Genomic DNA, 17293 nt, shown 5'->3' on the forward strand with positions numbered 1-17293 from the left:
CTGCGGCCATGCCGGGACGGTAACTGACACACGTTTCGGTCCGGCGCGCGCTCCCGCTCACCGGACACCCGGCCCCGCGGAGAAAAGCACTGCTCAGGGTGAAATGAACGCTGTTCACTAAATTGCCGAAAGATACTGCGGCGCAACGTTTTCAGTTCGTGATCATGTCGATCGATCACACGACGCATTCGCCAGAATTTTCGAACATGGTCGCCGAGCAGCGTTTTCACGGAAAGAGACCCCCTCGGCATCACATTCCTTTCATTTCGAAAACTCGCCGTGAAACTTCCATTTCGAAGCCGCCGGACGGCGCGAACACTTCGGGTAGCGCACCCTCGAGGTCGGCGTTATGCTCGTGCGCGAATTTCGAAAACGTCTGGCGGTCCGCATATTCGAGCCAGCCGTGCACAGCGGAAGGTGGGGGAAACTGTGCCGTCTCCGCACGGGTGGATGTGGATCCGGAAGTATCGATAGTGATCTATTCATTGAATACGCAGCAGCCGCCCTCCGGCGCCCCATCCCGGCCACCGCGACGGCTACCGGCTTTCCTGCTTCCCGCGACGATCTGCGTCCTCACCGGCGCCGTGGCCTGCCTCGCCGTCCTCCGGTTCGCGCCCGATACCGCACGGGTGGCATTCGCCATCGCCGCCGGCGCCGCGGGACTGCTCCTCGCCGTGACGTCGGGATGCGCCGCGCACTACCGTGACCAGGCGATTCACTATCGCGAAGCGAACGACCGGGCCGAGCGCGCGGCCGCCACCTACGTCGCCGAGAGCGAGGCGCGCCTGGCCGCCGCGCACGACACCGCGTCCGCGGCGGGGCGGGAGGCGCACGGCAGCGAGAACCGCCGGGTGGCCGCGATGGCCGCGTTCGCCGGTGCGGCCGGGCGTATGCAGGCCATAACCACCTCGATGCTGGCCGAACTGCGCGAGATGGAACATCGGCACGCCGATCCGTCGGTACTGGCCGATCTGCTGACCCTCGACCACCGCACGGCACAGGCCGGACGCCTGGCCGACAGTATCGCGGTGCTCAGTGGCGCGCGATCGGGCCGCCGGTGGGCGAAACCCATTGCGATGGAATCGATTCTGCGCGGCGCCATGGGCCGCGTCGCGGGCTACCGCCGGGTGCGCCTGCGCGCGGTCGCCGAAATCGCGATCGCCGGTCATGCCGCCGAGGGAGTCATGCACGCGCTGGCCGAACTGATCGACAACGCGTGCAACTTCTCCCCGCCCACGACCGAAGTCCACGTCTATGCCGCCGAAGTGCCGGCCGGCGTCGTCGTCACCATCGAGGACAGCGGACTCGTGATGAGCGAAACCGCCCTGCGCCGCGCCGAACAGGCGGTATCGGGCACCGTGGCGGGCCGCGGATCCGACACCGATCTGTCCTCACTGACCGGCACCCGGCTCGGGCTCGCCGTGGTCGGTAATCTGGCCCGCAAACACGCGCTGACCGTGTCGTACCGCCCGTCGGCGATCGGCGGCACGGCGGTCGTCGTGGTCGTTCCGCGCGATCTGACCACCCGTCTGGATCGCTCCCCCGGCTCCACCGCGACGATCGAACTGCCGCCCGCGGCCCGACCGGTCACCCCGGCCGCCCTTCCGGCGAGTCCGTTCGAGCCGCCCCTGACCGGCGACACCGAACCGGCCGCGTCCACGCCGAACACGGAACAGCCTGCCGCCCAATCGGTTCCACCCCTCGAACGATCGGCCGAGCCACTGCCGAAGCGCCGCCGCGGCAGCACCCTCGCCGCCGTGCATCCCGACGGCCTGCGCCCCACCGCCGCCGAGAATTCCGCCTATCCGCCCGCGCGCCCCTCGGCCCTGGGCGCCTTCCAGCGCGCGGTCTCGGCCCCGGATTCCCCCTCCCCTTCGATTGCCCTGGAGAACGATCGGTGACCACTTCCGTACCGGCACACCTGGATTGGCTACTCGACCAGCTGCTGGCCCGCACCCCGCACAGCCGCCACGCCCTGCTGCTGTCCAGCGACGGTCTCAAGATCTGCCACACCCCGGAACTGTCGGTGGACAAGGCCGATCAACTGGCCGCGATCGCGGCCGGTATCCAGAGCCTCTCGCACGGCGCCTCGGTCGAATTCGGCGACGGGCGCAGTGGGGTGCGGCAGTCGATGACGGAGTTCTACGGCGGCATCCTGTTCATCGTCGAAGCCGGGCTGGGAGCCCATATCGCGGTCGTCGCCGATGCCGAGGCCGATGCCGGGCTGGTCGGCCACAACATGAGCGAACTGGTCGAACAGCTCGGCGAACACCTGTCCGCCGCGCCGCGCGGCCCGCGCCCGTGAGGCGGCCGCGATGACCAGGCCGGGCCGTGACGACTCCCCGGACCGGCTCTACACCCTCACCGGCGGCCGCAGCCACCCCGATACCGACGCCTTCGATCTGGTGACGCTCGTGGTGGCCGAATCCGCTCCGGTCCCCGGTATGCAGTCCGAACAGGTCGCGATCCTCGAGATCTGCCGGGCACCGACCGCCGTGGTCGAGATCGCCGCCGAACTGCGGCTGCCGGTCGGCATCACGATGGTTCTGCTGGCCGACCTGCTCGACGCCGGCAAGATCACCGTGCGCCACCCGCGCTCCGCCCCCGCGTGGGAGCCGTGGAAAGCCTTGCCCGACACCGAAATACTGGAGAAGGTGCTCGTTGGACTCCGCAACCTCTGATCCCCGCCGCACCGGAGTCGGCGACCGTCCCGCCCGGGCCCAGGCCCCGCTGGCCGATACCGTCCGGCACGGGCTCAAGGTCGTCATCGTCGGCGGTTTCGGCGTCGGCAAGACGACCATGGTCCGCGCGGTCAGTGAGATCCGGCCGCTCGACACCGAAGCGACGATGACCTCGATGGGCATCGGCATCGACGATCCCACCGGCGCACCGGCCAAATCCACCACCACGGTCGCCTTCGACTTCGGCCGCATCACCATCGACGCCGAACACGTCCTGTATCTGTTCGGGGCTCCCGGACAGGAGCGCTTCTGGTTTCTGTGGGACCGGCTGTTCACCGGCGCGCTGGGCGCGATCGTGCTGGTCGACCCGCGCCGGATCACCGATTCCTGGTATGCGATCGACCGGCTCGAACATCAGCAGACACCGTTCGTGGTGGCGTGCAACATCTTCGGGCCCACGAGCCACGACGACACCCAACTGCGCGCGGCGCTGGATCTGGATCCGCACGTGCCGATGGTGGCATGCGATGCGCGCTCGCGGGATTCGGGTAAGCGAGTGCTGATCGCCCTCGTCGAACATCTGCACGCCGCCGGTCTGCGGGCCGCCGCCCGGGGGGCCGCTCGATGAACGCGCCGCAGCCCGGCCTCACCACCGGGGGTTGCCCGGTGTCGCCCACCGATCCGGTTCCGTTGAGCGGCCCGCGTTTCCACACCGACCCGCACGAGTTGTACCGGGAGATGCGCCGCACCCACGGCCCGGTGGTCTCGGTGGTACTGCCCGGCGGGATTCCGGCCTGGCTGGTGATCGGTTATCGCGAAGTGCACCAGGTCACCAGCGACGGGGAACTGTTCCCGCGCGACGTGGCGTGCTGGAACCAGTGGCCGAACATTCCGGAGGACTGGCCGCTGCTGCCCATGGTCGGCCGTCCGATGCCCTCGATCTATTTCACCGCCGGAGCCGAACATCTGCGGCATCTGGCCATGGTCGAGCCCGCGCTCGAACAGGTCGACCCGTTCGGATTGCGCAGGGCCTGTGAGGATCTGGCGGATCGGCTGATCGACCACTTCTGCGGGCGCGGCCACGCCGACCTGATCGCGGAATACGCCGAACCGCTGCCGGTACTGGCCTTGGCGTGGGTGATCGGTTTCCCCGACGAGCAGGGCGCGGATCTGGCCTGGACGATGAAGACGCTGGCCGACGGTGGCGCGGAGGCGCAGGCGGCCTACGGCCGGTTCGCCGACCATATGCAGCGACTCGTCGCGATGAAGAAGGCGCGCCCGGGCAACGATCTGACCTCGCGGATGCTGCGTTCGCCCGAACGGTTCAGCGACGAGGAATACGCGCTGGACCTGATGGCCGTCACCGCCGCGGGCCAGCTGCCCACCAGCGACTGGCTGGGGAATTCGGTGCGGCTGATGCTCACCGACGACCGCTTCGCCGCCGCGCTCGGCGGCGGCCGCCACAGCATCGGCCAGGCGATGAACGAGGTGCTGTGGGAGGACACCCCCACCCAGATCCTGGCCGGGCGCTGGGCCTCGCGCGACACCCGGCTGGCCGACAAGACCATCCGGCGCGGCGATATGCTGCTGCTCGGCCTGGCCGGTGCGAACGCCGATCCGCATGTGCGCCAAGACCTTTCCGATTCGCTCGCCCCCGCGCACAGCGGCAACAGCGCGCATTTCGCGTTCAGCTACGGCGAATACCGCTGTCCCTTCCCGGCCCAGCAGATCGCGGAGATCATCGCGCGCACCGGGATCGAAGTGCTGCTGGATCGGCTGCCGGATCTCGACCTCGCGGTCGCCGCCACCGAACTGACTCGCCGGCCCTCGCCGTTCCTGCGCGGAATGACGTCGCTGCCGGTCACCTTCACACCCGTTCGTACCGTGGGAGGTACCCCGTGAATGCCAGTTGCCCGCATGCCGCACCGCTCGTGATCGATCCGATGGTCGGCGACCTCGCCGGGGAGACCGCCCGATTACGCGATGCCGGACAGCTGACCCGCATCGAACTGCTGGGCGTCCCGGCCTGGACCGTCACCGGCCACACCCTGGCCCGGCAGCTGCTCATCGACCCGCGACTGGTCAAGGACATCAACTCCTGGTCGCTGTGGCGCGACGGCGTGGTCACCCGGCAGTGGCCGCTGATCGGCATGATCGATGTCGGCGTGTCGATGTTCACCGTCGACGGCCCCGAACACCGCCGCCTGCGGATCAAGACCACCCAGGCGCTCACCGCGCGCCGCCTGACCGCGCTGCGCCCGTTCATCGAATCGACGGTCGCCGCCCTGCTGGACGATCTGGCCGCCGCTTCCGGCGACGGTACGGCCGACCTGAAATCGGTCTTCGCCTATCCGCTGCCGATGCGCGTGATCAGCGAGCTGATGGGCGTCGACCACGCCGACCATCCGATGCTGCTCGACTGGTACAAGGCGTTCTTCTCCCTGCTCACCCCGCAGGACGAGCGGCTCGCCGTGATCGAGCGGATGGGCGAATACTTCACCGCGATGGTGCGCAAGAAGGCCGCCACCCCGGCCGACGACCTGACCAGCGCGCTGATCCTCGCCACCGACGGCGGCGAACCGCTCAGCGAGGCCGAGGTGGTCGGCAATCTGCAAGCCCTGGTCGCCGCCGGGCACGAGACCACGGTGTCGCTGATCCTCACCACCGTGCGCGCCCTGCTCACCCATCCGGAACAGTTCGCGCTGGTGCGGTCGGGGCAGATCGACTGGGAGACCGCGATCGAGGAGACGCTGCGCTGGGACGGCCCGGTGACACATCTGCTGATGCGCTTCGCGACCGAGGACATCACCGTCGGCGACACCGTCATCGAACGCGGTGAGGGGGTGGTCATGTCGTATCGGGCCATCGGCCGCGACACCACGGTGCACGGCGCCGATGCCGGTGAATTCGACATCACCCGGCCGACGGCCAAGCGGCACATCAGTTTCGGTCACGGCCCGCACATCTGCCCCGGAGCCGCGCTCGCCCGGCTGGAAGCCTCGATCGCGCTGCCCGCGCTGTTCGAACGATTCCCGCAGCTGTCGCTCGCCGTACCCGTGGCGGAGATTCACAACCTTCCCGTGCTGACGCAGAACGATCTGGCACAGTTCCCGGTCCGGCTCGGCGACTGAGTTCCGCGCACGACACCAGGGCCGCGCTACCGGGTTTCTCGGTAGCGCATTGCTATCGTCGATGACCGGCCCAGTCGTGCGCGAAAACTCAACCGAGAAGGGGCGTGATGTTCGGGCAGCTGCGATCGCGCAAACCCGTCGTGCCCGTCCGAACCCTGATTGCCGTTGCGGCAGTGGGGATTTCCGCGACCGCCACCGCGCTCTTCGGTGGCCTACCGCACTCCGGCGCCCCCAGCCTCGCCGGCCGGGAGGACCAGTGGACCGCCGTGCACGACGGTCCGCAGCAATATCCCGATGTCCACGTGGACTCCGATGTGGCGATCCGGATGAGCGACGGGGTGATGCTGAAGGCCGACGTCTACCGGCCGGTCGACGCCTCGGGCGCGGTTGTCGCCCAGCCACTGCCGACCATCGTCAATCTCACGCCCTACACCAAGCTGATGACCGATCTGGTCGGCTCGGCGGTGGAGAATCCGGAACTACAGCCGCTGGTGATGTCGCTGGTGCGGCAGATCAACCTCTCCGGCACCCCGATCAGCAGCTTCGGCGATCTGCTGCACGCCCTCGACGGCGGCACCGTGCCGACCGTCCTCGGCCTGGACCGCAATCTGATCCGCAGCGGCTACACGCTGGTGGTCGCCGATGTGCGCGGCACCGGACAGTCCCAGGGCAAGTGGGAGACCCTCGGCGAGCGGGAACAGCTCGATACCCGCGAGGTGATCGATTGGGCTGCGGCACAACCGTTCTCGAACGGCAAGGTGGCGATGAGTGGCGGCTCGTACGCGGCCATCAACCAGCTGCGCGCGGCGGAGGACGCCCCGGCGGCGCTGCGCGCCATCTTCCCGGTCGTCCCCGGCAGCGATCTCATGCGCGATGTGGTGGCACCGGGCGGCGGCGTCGGCACCACCTTCCTGCCGATGTGGCTCCAAACGGTCAATCAGCTCAAGCTGATCCCCGACCTGAAGTCGATTTTCGACGGAACCTTCGACTGGAAATGGCTCGCCGCCCGCGTGGCGGATCCGGCCACCAATGTGGACCTGCTGGCCCAAGCCCTGTTGACGCCGTCGATGGACAACATGCCGCCCGCCCTCGCGGACGCGCTCGACTCCGGCAGCGACTTCCGCCAGGCCCTCACCGGACATCCGGAACGAGTCACCGTGCCCACCTTCGTCTACGGCGGCTGGCACGACATCTTCGCCAACAGCGCCACCAAGATCTACCAGGCCATCCCGCTGCCGGCCGGGCGGAAACAACTGGTGGTCGGCGACACCTATCACTCCAATCCCGGGGCCGGCACCGGCGTACCCGGCGCCCCGCCGCGGCTCGAGGTGCTGCAGCGAGCGTGGTTCGACAAGTGGCTCAAGGACATCGACAACGGTATCGACGGCTACGGCCCCATCGTGCTGAAGGAACAGGGCGGCGGCTGGGTGACACTGCCGCAGTATCCGCAGCCCGGAGCCGACCACCGCCGGATCTACCTGACGGCCGCGCCCAGCGGGACGACCGATGCGGCGGTGCACGACGGCTCGTTGAGCGCCCAGCCGCCGGCCGAGGTCTCCGCGCTCACCGTGGCGCCGGGGCTGGCGACCCTCTGCTCACGGGACGCGGCCCAGGGTTCGGCCGGTTCGGCCGCGATGCTCGACACCTGCGCCAAGGACTCCCGAGTGGCCGAACACGACGCGCTGACCTTCACCAGCGCCCCGGTGTCCGCGCCGACCGCCATCTCCGGGCCCATCGACATCCACCTCGAGACCGTGCAGGACGCCACCGACGGATTCTGGAGCGCCACCGTCAACGACGTCGCGCCCGACGGCACCTCCACGGCCCTGACCACCGGCCAGCTCACCGTCTCCATGCGCGCCGTCGACGATGCCCGCAGTTCCCGATCCGCCAACGGCGACTACACCGTTCCGTTCCATCTCCTCACCGCCGCGGCGCGGCAGCCGGTGACGCCCGGCGAACCGGTGGGCCTCGACATCGCGGTGATCCCGACCCAGGCGCGGCTTCAGATCGGACATCGGCTGCGCATCGATCTGTTCGCGGCCAACGCGCCCAAGGCCATGCCGTTCCGCCCGATGCTCAACGATTCCGAGCTCAAGCCCCAGCACCTGCGCCTGGATCCGAACGCACCGAGTTACGTCAACCTGCCCACCGATCGGCCCCTCGGCTGAATCACCCGGTGGCCGAGGAACTTCCGAGTCACGCACAGGTGCCGGAACCGGCCGCCGCTCACGGTCGCGCACTCGACGGTCCATAATTACCGCCGGAAGCCGGTGCGCACCGACGTCGCACCGCTCGGCGGGGAGGTGCGGCTGATGTCCGGAGATCAACCACGACGCGCTGCGGGTTCGGTGGAATTCGCGACCGTCGGCCTGGGGTGGGATCCCGCTCACGGCCGACGCTGGTTCGGCGCCCGCCGCACCGCGATCGACCTCAACGCCGCCGCCGTCCTCCTGGCCGGCGACAACCCCGTCGAGGTGGTGTATCACCAGCAGCTGATCTCCGCCGACGGTGCGGTGCGGCTGCTCGGCGACAGCGTCAACGGCGAGGACGAGGGCGACGCCGAGATCATCACTGTCGACCTGACCCGCGTGCGCCCCGAGATCACCGCCGTCGCCGTGGTCGTCACCTGCTACAGCGGACAGACCTTCGCCGATATCGACAACGCGCGCTGCCGCGTCACCGGCGCCGACGGGACCGTGCTCGCCGATCGCGAACTCGGCGCCGGCGGCGATACCGGCATGGTGGTGGGAGTGTTCCGCCGCGAGCGCGACGGCTGGGAATTCCGCGAGATCGCCGCCGGAATCACCGCCGCCCACCCCGTCGAAGCGCTACCGCACCTGGCCGGCCTGCTGCGCTGACGCGATCAGTGGACCTGCCGCTCCGCCTCGCCCCAATACTGTTTGCGCAGTTCACGTTTGAGGATCTTGCCCGCACCGGAAACCGGCAGGGCGTCGACCAGCTCGATGGTGCGCGGGGCCTTGTAACCGGCGATCAGCCGCTTGGCGTGGTCGCGGATCTCCTCGACGGTGACGGTGGCGCCGGTATGGCAGACGATCACCGCGTGCACCCGCTCGCCCCACTCCTCGTCCGGGACGCCGATCACCGCGCACGCCGCCACCGACGGATGCGCGGAGACCGCGTTCTCCACCTCGGCGGAATACACGTTCTCGCCACCACTGACGATCATGTCCTTCATCCGGTCGACGATGTAGACGTAGCCTTCGTCGTCCATATAGCCGCCGTCGCCGGTGTGCATCCAGCCGCCCCGTAGGGCCGCCGCGGTCTCCTCGGGCCGGTTCCAGTATCCGAGCATCACATGGCCGCCGCGCACCAGGATCTCGCCGACGGTTCCGCGCGGCACCTCGTTGTCCTCGGCATCGGCGATGCGCACCTCGGCGTGCGGAGCCGCGCGGCCCGCCGAACGCAATCGTCCGGCCAGGTGGTCGTCGGGGCCGAGCAGCGTTGCCACGGGCGACAATTCGGTCATCCCGTAGGCCTGGGCGAAACGCGCCTGCGGGAACGCGCGCATGGCGCGCTCGAGCACGGCCTGCGCGATCGGCGAGGCCCCGTACACGATGCCGCGCACACTGGACAGATCGAACTCGCTCACCCGCGGGTGATCGACGATCATCTGGATCATCACCGGCACCAGCAGCGTATCCGTAACCTGGTGATCGGCGATCGCTGTCATCACCGCGACGGGATCGAAGGCCGGAACCATCACCTGGGCGCCACCCATCATGATCTGGGTGACACAGCCGGCCAGATCGGCCAGATGGAACATCGGCGCGGCATGCAGATATCGGGCGCCGGGCTGTGCCAGATATCCGGTCGACAGGCTGCCCAGACCCGAGATCTGCAGCCCGGCATGGCTGAGCACCACGCCCTTGGGGTGACCGGTGGTGCCGCCGGTATAGAAGATTCCGGCCGGGGCGTCACCACCGCGGCGGGCGTCCTCGACAGGGTCCGCGCCCGCGATCAACTCCTCGTACGACAGCATGCCGTCGGGCGCGGGACCGTCACCGCAGTGGATCACGGTGGCCAGCACCGGCGCGGCCGCCCGCAGCGCCGGCACCATCGCGGCGAAGACGTCGTCGACCAGCAGGACCGCGGTCTCGGAATCCTCCAGCGAATAGGCGATTTCGGCCGGACTCCAGCGAATGTTGACCGGATTCAGCGTTGCCCCGGCCCACGGCACCGCCAGTACGTACTCCAGATACCGGTCACTGTTGAGCGCCAGAATCGCAACCCGGTCGCCCGCGCCGACGCCCAGCTGCCGCAACGCCGCGGCGAGCCGCGCGACCCGGTCGGCGCCCTCGGCGAAGGTGCGGGTGCGATCCCCGCAGATCGACATGACCCCGTCGGGGTTCTGCTGGACGGCCCGGTGCAGGCCCTGAGTCAGATACACGGTCTCTCTGCTTTCTGCCTTCGCTTCGCTACGGCGGGATCTCGGCCCCTTGGCCTCGATTTTTCCTTCCTCCGCTCAGTCGCTGCGCTCCCTCGCTCCGTCAGTCCAAAATCGAGGCGGCCGAGATCCACCGGAGGAACACCGTTGAGTGTCGTGCACCACATCGCGGGCGGCCATGGAGTCCGTGTCGAAGTTCGGGGGCCGCGTTTTGTTGGTTTCTCCAAAGTCGCGTCGTATCCTCGGGCCTGTCATGAGCGAATCGTCCGAGGTCCCGAATTCCCCGCGGCAGCGCTTGCTGGTGCGGATGCGGGCCGAGCGCGACGCCCTCGCCGCCCGCATCGTCGACCGGGCCCGCGCCGACATTCCGGACTACCGCACGATCGAGGCGGCCGATCTGCTCCCGACGACGACGGCGATCATGGACCGGTTGTTCGCCTCCCTCGCCGGTACGGCCGATATCGAGCCGCCCGAGGGCGCTCGGATGACCGACTACGGCCGCATCCGCGCCAACCAGGACGTGTCGATGGAAGCGCTGCTGCGCGCCTGGCGCCTGGCCGAACGGCTGCATCTCGAGACCTTGAGCGCGGTGGCGGCCGAATGCGGCGCCGACGACGCGGTGCTGTTCGAGATCACCAGGGACCTGCTGCGCCTGGTCGACGAGGCCGCGACCTCATTCTCCGACGCCCACCACGAGGTCGAGCGCACCCGGGCCGGTCACGACCGCATCCAGCGCGCGGAATTCACGCGGTCGGTGCTGGCGGGCACGATTTCGGCCACCGAACTGACGTTGGGCATCCAGCGCTACGGCCTGCGCGCCGACGCCGAATACCGGGCCTTCCGCGCCCGCGCCGACGCCGCGCCGCCGACCGAATTCGACCGTCTGCTGCGACCCCAGGGCGCCGATTACGCCTTCCGCACCGTGATCGACGGGGACTACGCCGGATTCACCGACCGCACGATCCACATCCCGGGCACGGCACTGCTGGCGTTCGGACCGCCGCGCCCGCTCGCAGAGGCCCCGCGCTCGTTTCGGCTGGCGGGCCGCGCGCTGGCCACCGCAGCCGCTCTCGGCCACACCGGCACCTGCGAATTCGACGGTCTCGGCCTGCTGCCCGGGGTCGCGGCCGATCCCGAACTGGGCGCCGAACTCGTGCGCCGCTATCTCGCCCCGCTGGGCAGCAGCGGCTCGGCGACGACGCTGATCGATACCGTCACCGCATATCTCGATACCGGTATGCGCATCGAGGCGACCGCCCAGCGACTGATCGTGCATCCCAATACGGTCCGGTATCGCATCGCTCGATTCGAGGAGCTGACCGGGTGCGATCTGCGCCGGGCCCACACCGGCGCACAGGTGTGGTGGGCGATTCAATACGACCGTCTGGTACGGCCTGGCGCAACGAATTTCGCGTCTGCGAATTAGTGAAGTTTCCCCCGAAATGCCGTGCGGTTGCCACGAAGTGGCTTAGGCTCGACCTGCCTCGATAGCTCGAGGCTTGCAGAGCGGGTCGCCATGCCCACAGCGTCCCGCTGTCGCAACATCAGGTCAGATGGGGGCTGCGTCCCCGACAGCCCCCATCGCCCCTGAACAACACCGTAGTGTGAAACATCGATAAATCGAGGGACAGTATGCGCGGATCCCACGCCCCGTCGCCCGCCGAACGATTGCTGGCCGAGATCTACGAGGCCGGTTACACCTCCGTCGATGACTTCATCGATCGACTACGGTTTCGCCCGCGCCACGCGGCGCCGGAGCCGGCCCGCCACGCCGCGGTGATCGACCCGTTCACCGACACCATCGAGCTGCAACTCGACATTCCCGCTTCGGCGAATTCCCTTGCGGGCATGACGCGTTGGTATCCGGAGTTCGATCCCGAGATCGAGGTCGACCCCAGCGCCGACACCACGGAATTCCCCGCGGTGCAGCGCCTCTGGGTCGTCCCGGAACGCCACGCGAGCTGACCGGTTCCCGGCCCGCCCGCTACATCTGCGGCAGCGAATCTCCCTGCACCAGTTCGATATCCAGCTCGACCTTCACCGTGGTGCCCACCGCGGCGACGCCGGCGCGGACGACGGCGTTGTAGTCGATCGCGAAATCGTTGCGGTGCAAATGGGTTTCGGCATGGAAGGCGGCGCGGACCCCGCCCCACGGGTCGGGTCCGGAACCACCGTAGGTCAGGTCCAGCTCCACCGGGCGGCGCTGACCGTGCAACTCCAATTCACCGGGCATCACCCAGGTATCGGCGCCGGTGCGCCGCAATCCGGTTCCGGTGAAGCCGATCAGCGGGTAGTTCTCGACATCGAGGAAGTCGGCCGAGCGCAGATGGTCGTCGCGCATTCCGATTCCGGTATCGATGCTGGCCGCCTTGATCTCGGCGAAACCGGTTGTCTGCTCGAAGTTCCGGGCCACGTCCAGCCGGCCGCCCACCTCGGCGAAGCGCGCCTTGATACTCGCGATACCGAGGTGGCGGGCGGTGGCCACGACCGTGGAATGCACCGGGTCGATGGTCCACGGGCCGGGCGCCGGCGTGCCGACGGAGCTCGCCTCCGACTGCAACGCCACCGCACCCAATTGCCCACTGCCGGAGGCGGATATCCGCGCGATCTGCGCCACCGGCTGGTAGCCGGGGGCGGTCACCACCGCGGTGTGCATACCCGCGGGCAGCGGCTCGGTGGCCGCGGCCCCCGGTCTCGTCGGCCACCGCCCGGGCGAGCTGGCGACCGGTCAGATCGGTCACGGTCAGCAGCGCACCCGGCACCGGCCAGCCATCGGAATTGCGAACCTGTGCGGTCAAACCGCTCATGACAGCTCCGTGTTCTGATCGACACCACTGGGTTCGACACCATTGTGCCGCACCCCGTTCCGTTCTCCGTTCGTCGCGACACCGTTCGTGCCGGCGACTCCGGTGGGCTCGGCGGCCGGGCGAACGCCCTCGTCACCGTCGTCGTAACCCAGCCGGACATCGTGCTCGACCTCGCCACCACCGACGGTGACCCGGCTGGTCACCGGCGGATAACCGCGCGCGACCACCGTGTACTCGCCCTCGCTGAGGTCGGTCAGGACGTACTGGCCGTTCTCGTCGGTGCGAGTGGTCCCGATCGGGGTTCCGGAGCGATCCAGCACCGTGACCTCCGCGTCCAGCACCGCACCGCCGTCGGCGAGCACGGTTCCGGTCAGCACCGCCATCGGCGAGAGTTCGATGTCGTGGTGCAGCAGGCCACTGTCGGGCACGACCAGCGCGGTCGCGCTCGGGCGCATATGTTCGGCCACCGCCACCAGGGTGTAGGTCCCCGAGACCACACCGTGGCAGAGGTAGTTGCCGGACGCGTCGGTCACGGCCGCGCCGACCACCTCACCGCGCAGATCGGTGAGGGTGACGGTCGCACCGGCCAGCGGCTGTCCCGCGCCTGCGGTCCGGACCATACCCGACAGCTCGCCCGAACCCTGCAGGGTCAGATCGAGGCGCTGGGTACGTCCGTCGGCGGTGACGTTCACCGCGGCCGGCTGATGACCGTTCGCCGAGACGATCAGCACATAGCTACCCGCGCCCGGCGGCTCGATCGAATAGCGGCCGCCGCTGTCGCCGGTCGAACGCGAAACCTGATGTCCGCGTTGGTCGATCAGTGTCAGCGCGGCGCCCGCGACCGGTCGGCCGTCGGCCCGCTGCACCTGCCCGCCGATGGCGTGGCCGCTGCCGTGGGAGTTGACGACAGGAGTGTTTGTCATCGCCGAAACCTCCGCAATTCGATGTGATTCGTGCCCGTTGGCCGCGGCGTGCCGACCTGCCGCCGCGGCGGCGAGAACCGGTTCGGGCTCGGAGAGCGCCTGGGCGGCACCCTCCCACACCTGGTTCTCGGCCCACTCGGCTTCGGCCGCCTCGACCGGATCCTTCGGCGCCGGGGCGGGCGCCGAAGCATCCTGCAGCGGAATCTCTTTCATGAACATCATGACGATGCAGGCCAGCAGGGCCACGCCCGCCGCGGCGTAGAAGACGCCGTGCATCGAGTTGGTGAACCCGATCAGGATCGGATCCTTGATCTGCTGCGGCAGCGCGCCGATTCCGGCGGTGTTGGCCTGCAGCTGGTTCAGCTTGCCGGCGTCCAGTCCGGGCGGCAGATGACCGCCGAACGCGTCGGTGATCTTGTGCGGCAGCAGATTGAACAGAATCGTCAGGAAGATCGCCACGCCCAGCGTGCCGCCGACCTGCCGGAAGAAGGTCGCCGACGCCGTCGACACACCCATATCCGACCGCGGACCGGCATTCTGCGCCGCGATGATCAACGTCTGCATACAGCAGCCCAGGCCCAGACCGACCAGCGCGCCGATCGCGAGCACCTGCCACATCGCGCTGTCGAAGTGCAATTGGGCGTAGAGCAGCGCGCCCACGGTCACCAGGAAGGTGCCGACCACCGGCAGGATCTTGTAGCGGCCGGTGCGCTTGACGACCTGACCGGAGATCATCGACCCGATCATGATGCCCAGCACCAGCGGCAGCATCAGCAGACCCGCCTCGGTCGGCGAATAGCCGCGCACCACCTGCAGATACAGCGGCACCATGCTGATCGCGCCGAACATCGCGATACCGACGATGAAGCCACCGATCATCACCACCGAGAAGGTGGAGTTCTTGAACAGCCGCAGCGGAATCAGCGCGGAGTCCTTCATCAGGTATTCCACTCCGATGAACAACACCAGGCCCACCGCGCCGATGGCGTAGCAGATCACCGAACCGCCGGAGCCCCAGCCCCACGTGCGGCCCTGTTCGGCCACGATCAGCAACGGCACCACACAGATCGCCAGCGCGATCGCGCCCCACCAGTCGACGTTCAATTTCTGCCGCTGATGCGGGACGTTGAGCACCTTGGCCACGACTGCGAGCGCGACCACGCCGATCGGGACGTTCACCAGGAACACCCAACGCCAGCCGTCGATACCCCACAGCGTGTCGTAATCGGAGAACAGGCCGCCCAGCACCGGGCCGAGCACCGTCGAGGTGCCGAAGACCATCATGAAATAGCCCTGGTAGCGGGCCCGTTCACGCGGCGGGACGATATCGCCGACGATGGTCATGGCCAGCGACATGAGGCCACCGGCGCCCAAGCCCTGGAAGGCGCGGAAGGCCGCCAACTCGTACATCGACGTCGCGAACGTGCACGCCGCCGAACCCACCACGAAAATACCGATCGCCAACAGATAGAACGGCTTCCGACCATAGATATCGGCCAACTTGCCGTACAACGGCGTCGAAATCGTCGCCGTAATCAAATACGCCGTCGTCGCCCACGCCTGCTGATCGAAACCATGCAAACTATTCGCGATCCGGACAATCGCCACACTCACAATATTCTGATCCAGCGCCGCCAAGAACATCCCCAGCAACAAACCGGACAAAATAGTCAAAATCTGCCGATGCGACAGAGACGGTCGCACATCCGCCGCCGGAGCGACGGTCGGGGCGTTCGGCTGCGCCGGCGGAGCCTCACTGGTCGAAGTCGTCATGTGTATGTAAGCCCTAATTCGATTCGGCTGTTGCGGTGGACTTTTCAGCTGTGGATTCTTCGATGCCGCTGACGAGCAGCTCGAGGAGATCGGTCAATCTGGCCCGTTCGCCGGCGGGCCACTCGGCCATCACCTCGGCCAGCCAGCGGTTGCGGTTTCGGCGGTTCTCCTCGAAGACCCGCACCCCTTCGGCGGTGGGCGCCAGCACGCAGGCCCGTCCGTCCACGGGGTCGGCCCGGCGTTCCACCAGGCCGTGTGCCACCAGCGATCTGGTCTGCCTGCTGATGGTCGATGTTTCGATATGCAAGGTGTCCGCCAGCTTCCCCGTCCGCTGCGGACCGTCGTGGACCAGGCAGAACAGCACAGAATAGGCCAATCGCTCCAGACCGTCCGGACCGTACTTGGCTATGTGCGATTTGGTTCTGCCGATCGCCCGCATCAACCGGATCAGCTGGCCGCCGAGTCGATCGGCCACATCCTGTTCGGTGACGCCGGCGCTGTGTTCGCCAGGGCCTACGTGGTTACGCAAGCTACCGCTTTCGGCCCGCGGGCTTACACGGGAATCACGGGCATCGACGACCATGATCGAGTTTCCTTACTCCCCGCGACGCATTTGATTAGCATGTACAACTAGTTGCTGAGGCCAACTATACATACGTTCGGATAGCGCTCGCACGTACCCCGGCCCACCCCCGGGAAGCCCGCGCCGGACACGCCGATCCCAATCCGGACATCCCGGGATTACCGGTGGTTTGCTCGACCTGTCGCATTTCCGACTCTGATCGATCGGCAAGTCGACACGGAAGGACCGAGCTGACCATGTCTGCGCCAATCGAGCCCGCCCGAATTCCGGCCCAGCCGACAAATCAGACCGCGAAGCCCACCGCTTCGGCAACGCATTTTCCGGTCTCCTCCGCCTCGCCGATCAGCTCGGCAACCTTGCCGCCACCTCCGGCACCCTCTCCGGCCGGCGTCGAAATTGTGACCGAGACGACACCGAGGTCCCCGCTGCGCCGCGCCGCCCTGGCCGCGTTCTCCGCGCTGTGGCTGGTCGGAGCGCCGGCGGCCCTCGCCGCGACGGCCGGCGCCGACTGCGGCCCCGCCTGCGCCGACACCTCCGGATCGGCATCCGGTTCGGCCTCGGGTTCGGCGGGATCCTCCGGGTCCGCCACCGCGGGGCTGCTGCTGGGCCTGCCGATGAAGACGGTCGCCCTCACGATCGTTCCGGCCCCCCAGTTCCCCTCGTTCGACAACGTGATCACGCACGAGAGCAGCTGGAATCCGTTCGCCGTCAATCCGGAATCGGGCGCCTACGGTCTCGGTCAGGCATTGCCGCCGGAGCGGATGGCCTCGCACGGCGTGGACTGGATGATCAACCCGGTGACCCAGATCCGCTGGACCTACGACTACATGGTCGAGCGGTACGGCAGCCCCGACGGGGCGTGGGCATTCTGGCAGTCCCACCACTGGTACTAGCTGTCGATTGTCGCCGGACCACTTCAACTGTCACAATCGAGGGCAGGGTTGCGAGCACTCTGAATGCTGTGACCCGCGAGGTCATACCCCNCCC

At 68.1% G+C, this 17293-nt stretch carries 15 protein-coding genes; 11 read left to right on the plus strand and 4 right to left on the minus strand.

All coding sequences use genetic code 11. The features are described 5' to 3' along the window. Positions 1–473 precede the first annotated feature (473 nt). The 8 genes from ON23_RS21130 to ON23_RS21165 all read left to right on the plus strand — a co-directional run bounded on the left by ON23_RS21130 (position 474) and on the right by ON23_RS21165 (position 8673). Positions 474–1901 (plus strand): sensor histidine kinase, encoded by a 1428-nt coding sequence (locus ON23_RS21130; protein ID WP_245556037.1) that lies wholly within the window; start codon positions 474–476, stop codon positions 1899–1901. After that, complete coding sequence (locus tag ON23_RS21135; protein WP_036506268.1) at positions 1898–2305, plus strand: roadblock/LC7 domain-containing protein; 408 nt, start codon at positions 1898–1900, stop codon at positions 2303–2305. Before ON23_RS21130 ends, ON23_RS21135 begins: the two co-directional genes overlap by 4 nt. A 10-nt stretch (positions 2306–2315) precedes the next feature. Then, a complete protein-coding gene (locus tag ON23_RS21140) occupies positions 2316–2681 on the plus strand; it encodes a DUF742 domain-containing protein (protein WP_039780239.1) in 366 nt (121 codons plus the stop codon). Positions 2682–2730: 49 nt separating this feature from the next. Next, positions 2731–3309: a GTP-binding protein gene (locus ON23_RS21145; protein ID WP_275942017.1), complete on the plus strand. Its 579-nt coding sequence runs from the start codon at positions 2731–2733 to the stop codon at positions 3307–3309. Next, entirely contained in the window at positions 3306–4583 is a 1278-nt protein-coding gene (locus ON23_RS21150; protein ID WP_039780243.1) for a cytochrome P450 family protein, read from the plus strand. The genes ON23_RS21145 and ON23_RS21150 overlap by 4 nt, the downstream gene beginning before the upstream one ends. Continuing rightward, positions 4580–5812, plus strand: coding sequence for a cytochrome P450 family protein (locus tag ON23_RS21155; protein ID WP_039780244.1), 1233 nt, complete (start codon positions 4580–4582; stop codon positions 5810–5812). Before ON23_RS21150 ends, ON23_RS21155 begins: the two co-directional genes overlap by 4 nt. A gap of 107 nt (positions 5813–5919) precedes the next feature. Then, a complete protein-coding gene (locus tag ON23_RS21160; RefSeq protein ID WP_051043001.1) occupies positions 5920–7983 on the plus strand; it encodes a CocE/NonD family hydrolase in 2064 nt (687 codons plus the stop codon). 144 nt (positions 7984–8127) lie between these two features. Beyond that, positions 8128–8673, plus strand: coding sequence for a TerD family protein (locus ON23_RS21165; RefSeq protein WP_039780287.1), 546 nt, complete (start codon positions 8128–8130; stop codon positions 8671–8673). Between the two features lie 5 nt (positions 8674–8678). Here the strand turns inward: ON23_RS21165 and ON23_RS21170 are convergent, their stop codons facing one another. Then, positions 8679–10223, minus strand: a complete 1545-nt coding sequence (locus ON23_RS21170; protein ID WP_039780246.1) for a long-chain-fatty-acid--CoA ligase — start codon at positions 10221–10223, stop codon at positions 8679–8681. Positions 10224–10473: 250 nt separating this feature from the next. On the opposite strand from ON23_RS21170, the gene ON23_RS39355 reads away from it, so the two are divergent. Both ON23_RS39355 and ON23_RS21180 read left to right on the plus strand, forming a co-directional pair. Next, positions 10474–11646, plus strand: a complete 1173-nt coding sequence (locus ON23_RS39355; protein WP_051043002.1) for a PucR family transcriptional regulator — start codon at positions 10474–10476, stop codon at positions 11644–11646. A gap of 206 nt (positions 11647–11852) precedes the next feature. After that, positions 11853–12185 (plus strand): hypothetical protein, encoded by a 333-nt coding sequence (locus ON23_RS21180; RefSeq protein WP_039780248.1) that lies wholly within the window; start codon positions 11853–11855, stop codon positions 12183–12185. A gap of 19 nt (positions 12186–12204) precedes the next feature. Here ON23_RS21180 and ON23_RS21185 read toward each other — a convergent pair whose 3' ends face one another. From ON23_RS21185 to ON23_RS21195, 3 genes are all read right to left on the minus strand, one after another. Then, positions 12205–12864 (minus strand): YceI family protein, encoded by a 660-nt coding sequence (locus tag ON23_RS21185; protein WP_245556039.1) that lies wholly within the window; start codon positions 12862–12864, stop codon positions 12205–12207. A gap of 159 nt (positions 12865–13023) precedes the next feature. Continuing rightward, positions 13024–15723, minus strand: coding sequence for an MFS transporter (locus ON23_RS21190; RefSeq protein ID WP_083904124.1), 2700 nt, complete (start codon positions 15721–15723; stop codon positions 13024–13026). Positions 15724–15736: 13 nt separating this feature from the next. Beyond that, the gene (locus ON23_RS21195) at positions 15737–16198 is read right to left on the minus strand and encodes a MarR family winged helix-turn-helix transcriptional regulator (protein ID WP_245556041.1); all 462 of its coding nucleotides are present in this window, start codon (positions 16196–16198) and stop codon (positions 15737–15739) included. 506 nt (positions 16199–16704) lie between these two features. Here ON23_RS21195 and ON23_RS39360 point away from each other — a divergent pair. Next, positions 16705–17199: an aggregation-promoting factor C-terminal-like domain-containing protein gene (locus ON23_RS39360; RefSeq protein ID WP_051043004.1), complete on the plus strand. Its 495-nt coding sequence runs from the start codon at positions 16705–16707 to the stop codon at positions 17197–17199. Positions 17200–17293: the final 94 nt, after the last annotated feature.

It is taken from the genome of Nocardia cerradoensis NBRC 101014 (assembly GCF_000308535.1).
GTDB classification, from domain to species: Bacteria; Actinomycetota; Actinomycetes; order Mycobacteriales; family Mycobacteriaceae; genus Nocardia; species Nocardia cerradoensis.

Coding starts and splice junctions, on each gene's coding strand:
- ON23_RS21140 (WP_039780239.1), top strand. CDS start 2,316: ATGACCAGGCCGGGCCGTGACGACTCCCCGGACCGGCTCTACACCCTC.
- ON23_RS21150 (WP_039780243.1), top strand. CDS start 3,306: ATGAACGCGCCGCAGCCCGGCCTCACCACCGGGGGTTGCCCGGTGTCG.
- ON23_RS21160 (WP_051043001.1), top strand. CDS start 5,920: ATGTTCGGGCAGCTGCGATCGCGCAAACCCGTCGTGCCCGTCCGAACC.
- ON23_RS21165 (WP_039780287.1), top strand. CDS start 8,128: ATGTCCGGAGATCAACCACGACGCGCTGCGGGTTCGGTGGAATTCGCG.
- ON23_RS39355 (WP_051043002.1), top strand. CDS start 10,474: ATGAGCGAATCGTCCGAGGTCCCGAATTCCCCGCGGCAGCGCTTGCTG.
- ON23_RS21180 (WP_039780248.1), top strand. CDS start 11,853: ATGCGCGGATCCCACGCCCCGTCGCCCGCCGAACGATTGCTGGCCGAG.
- ON23_RS21190 (WP_083904124.1), bottom strand. CDS start 15,723: ATGACGACTTCGACCAGTGAGGCTCCGCCGGCGCAGCCGAACGCCCCG.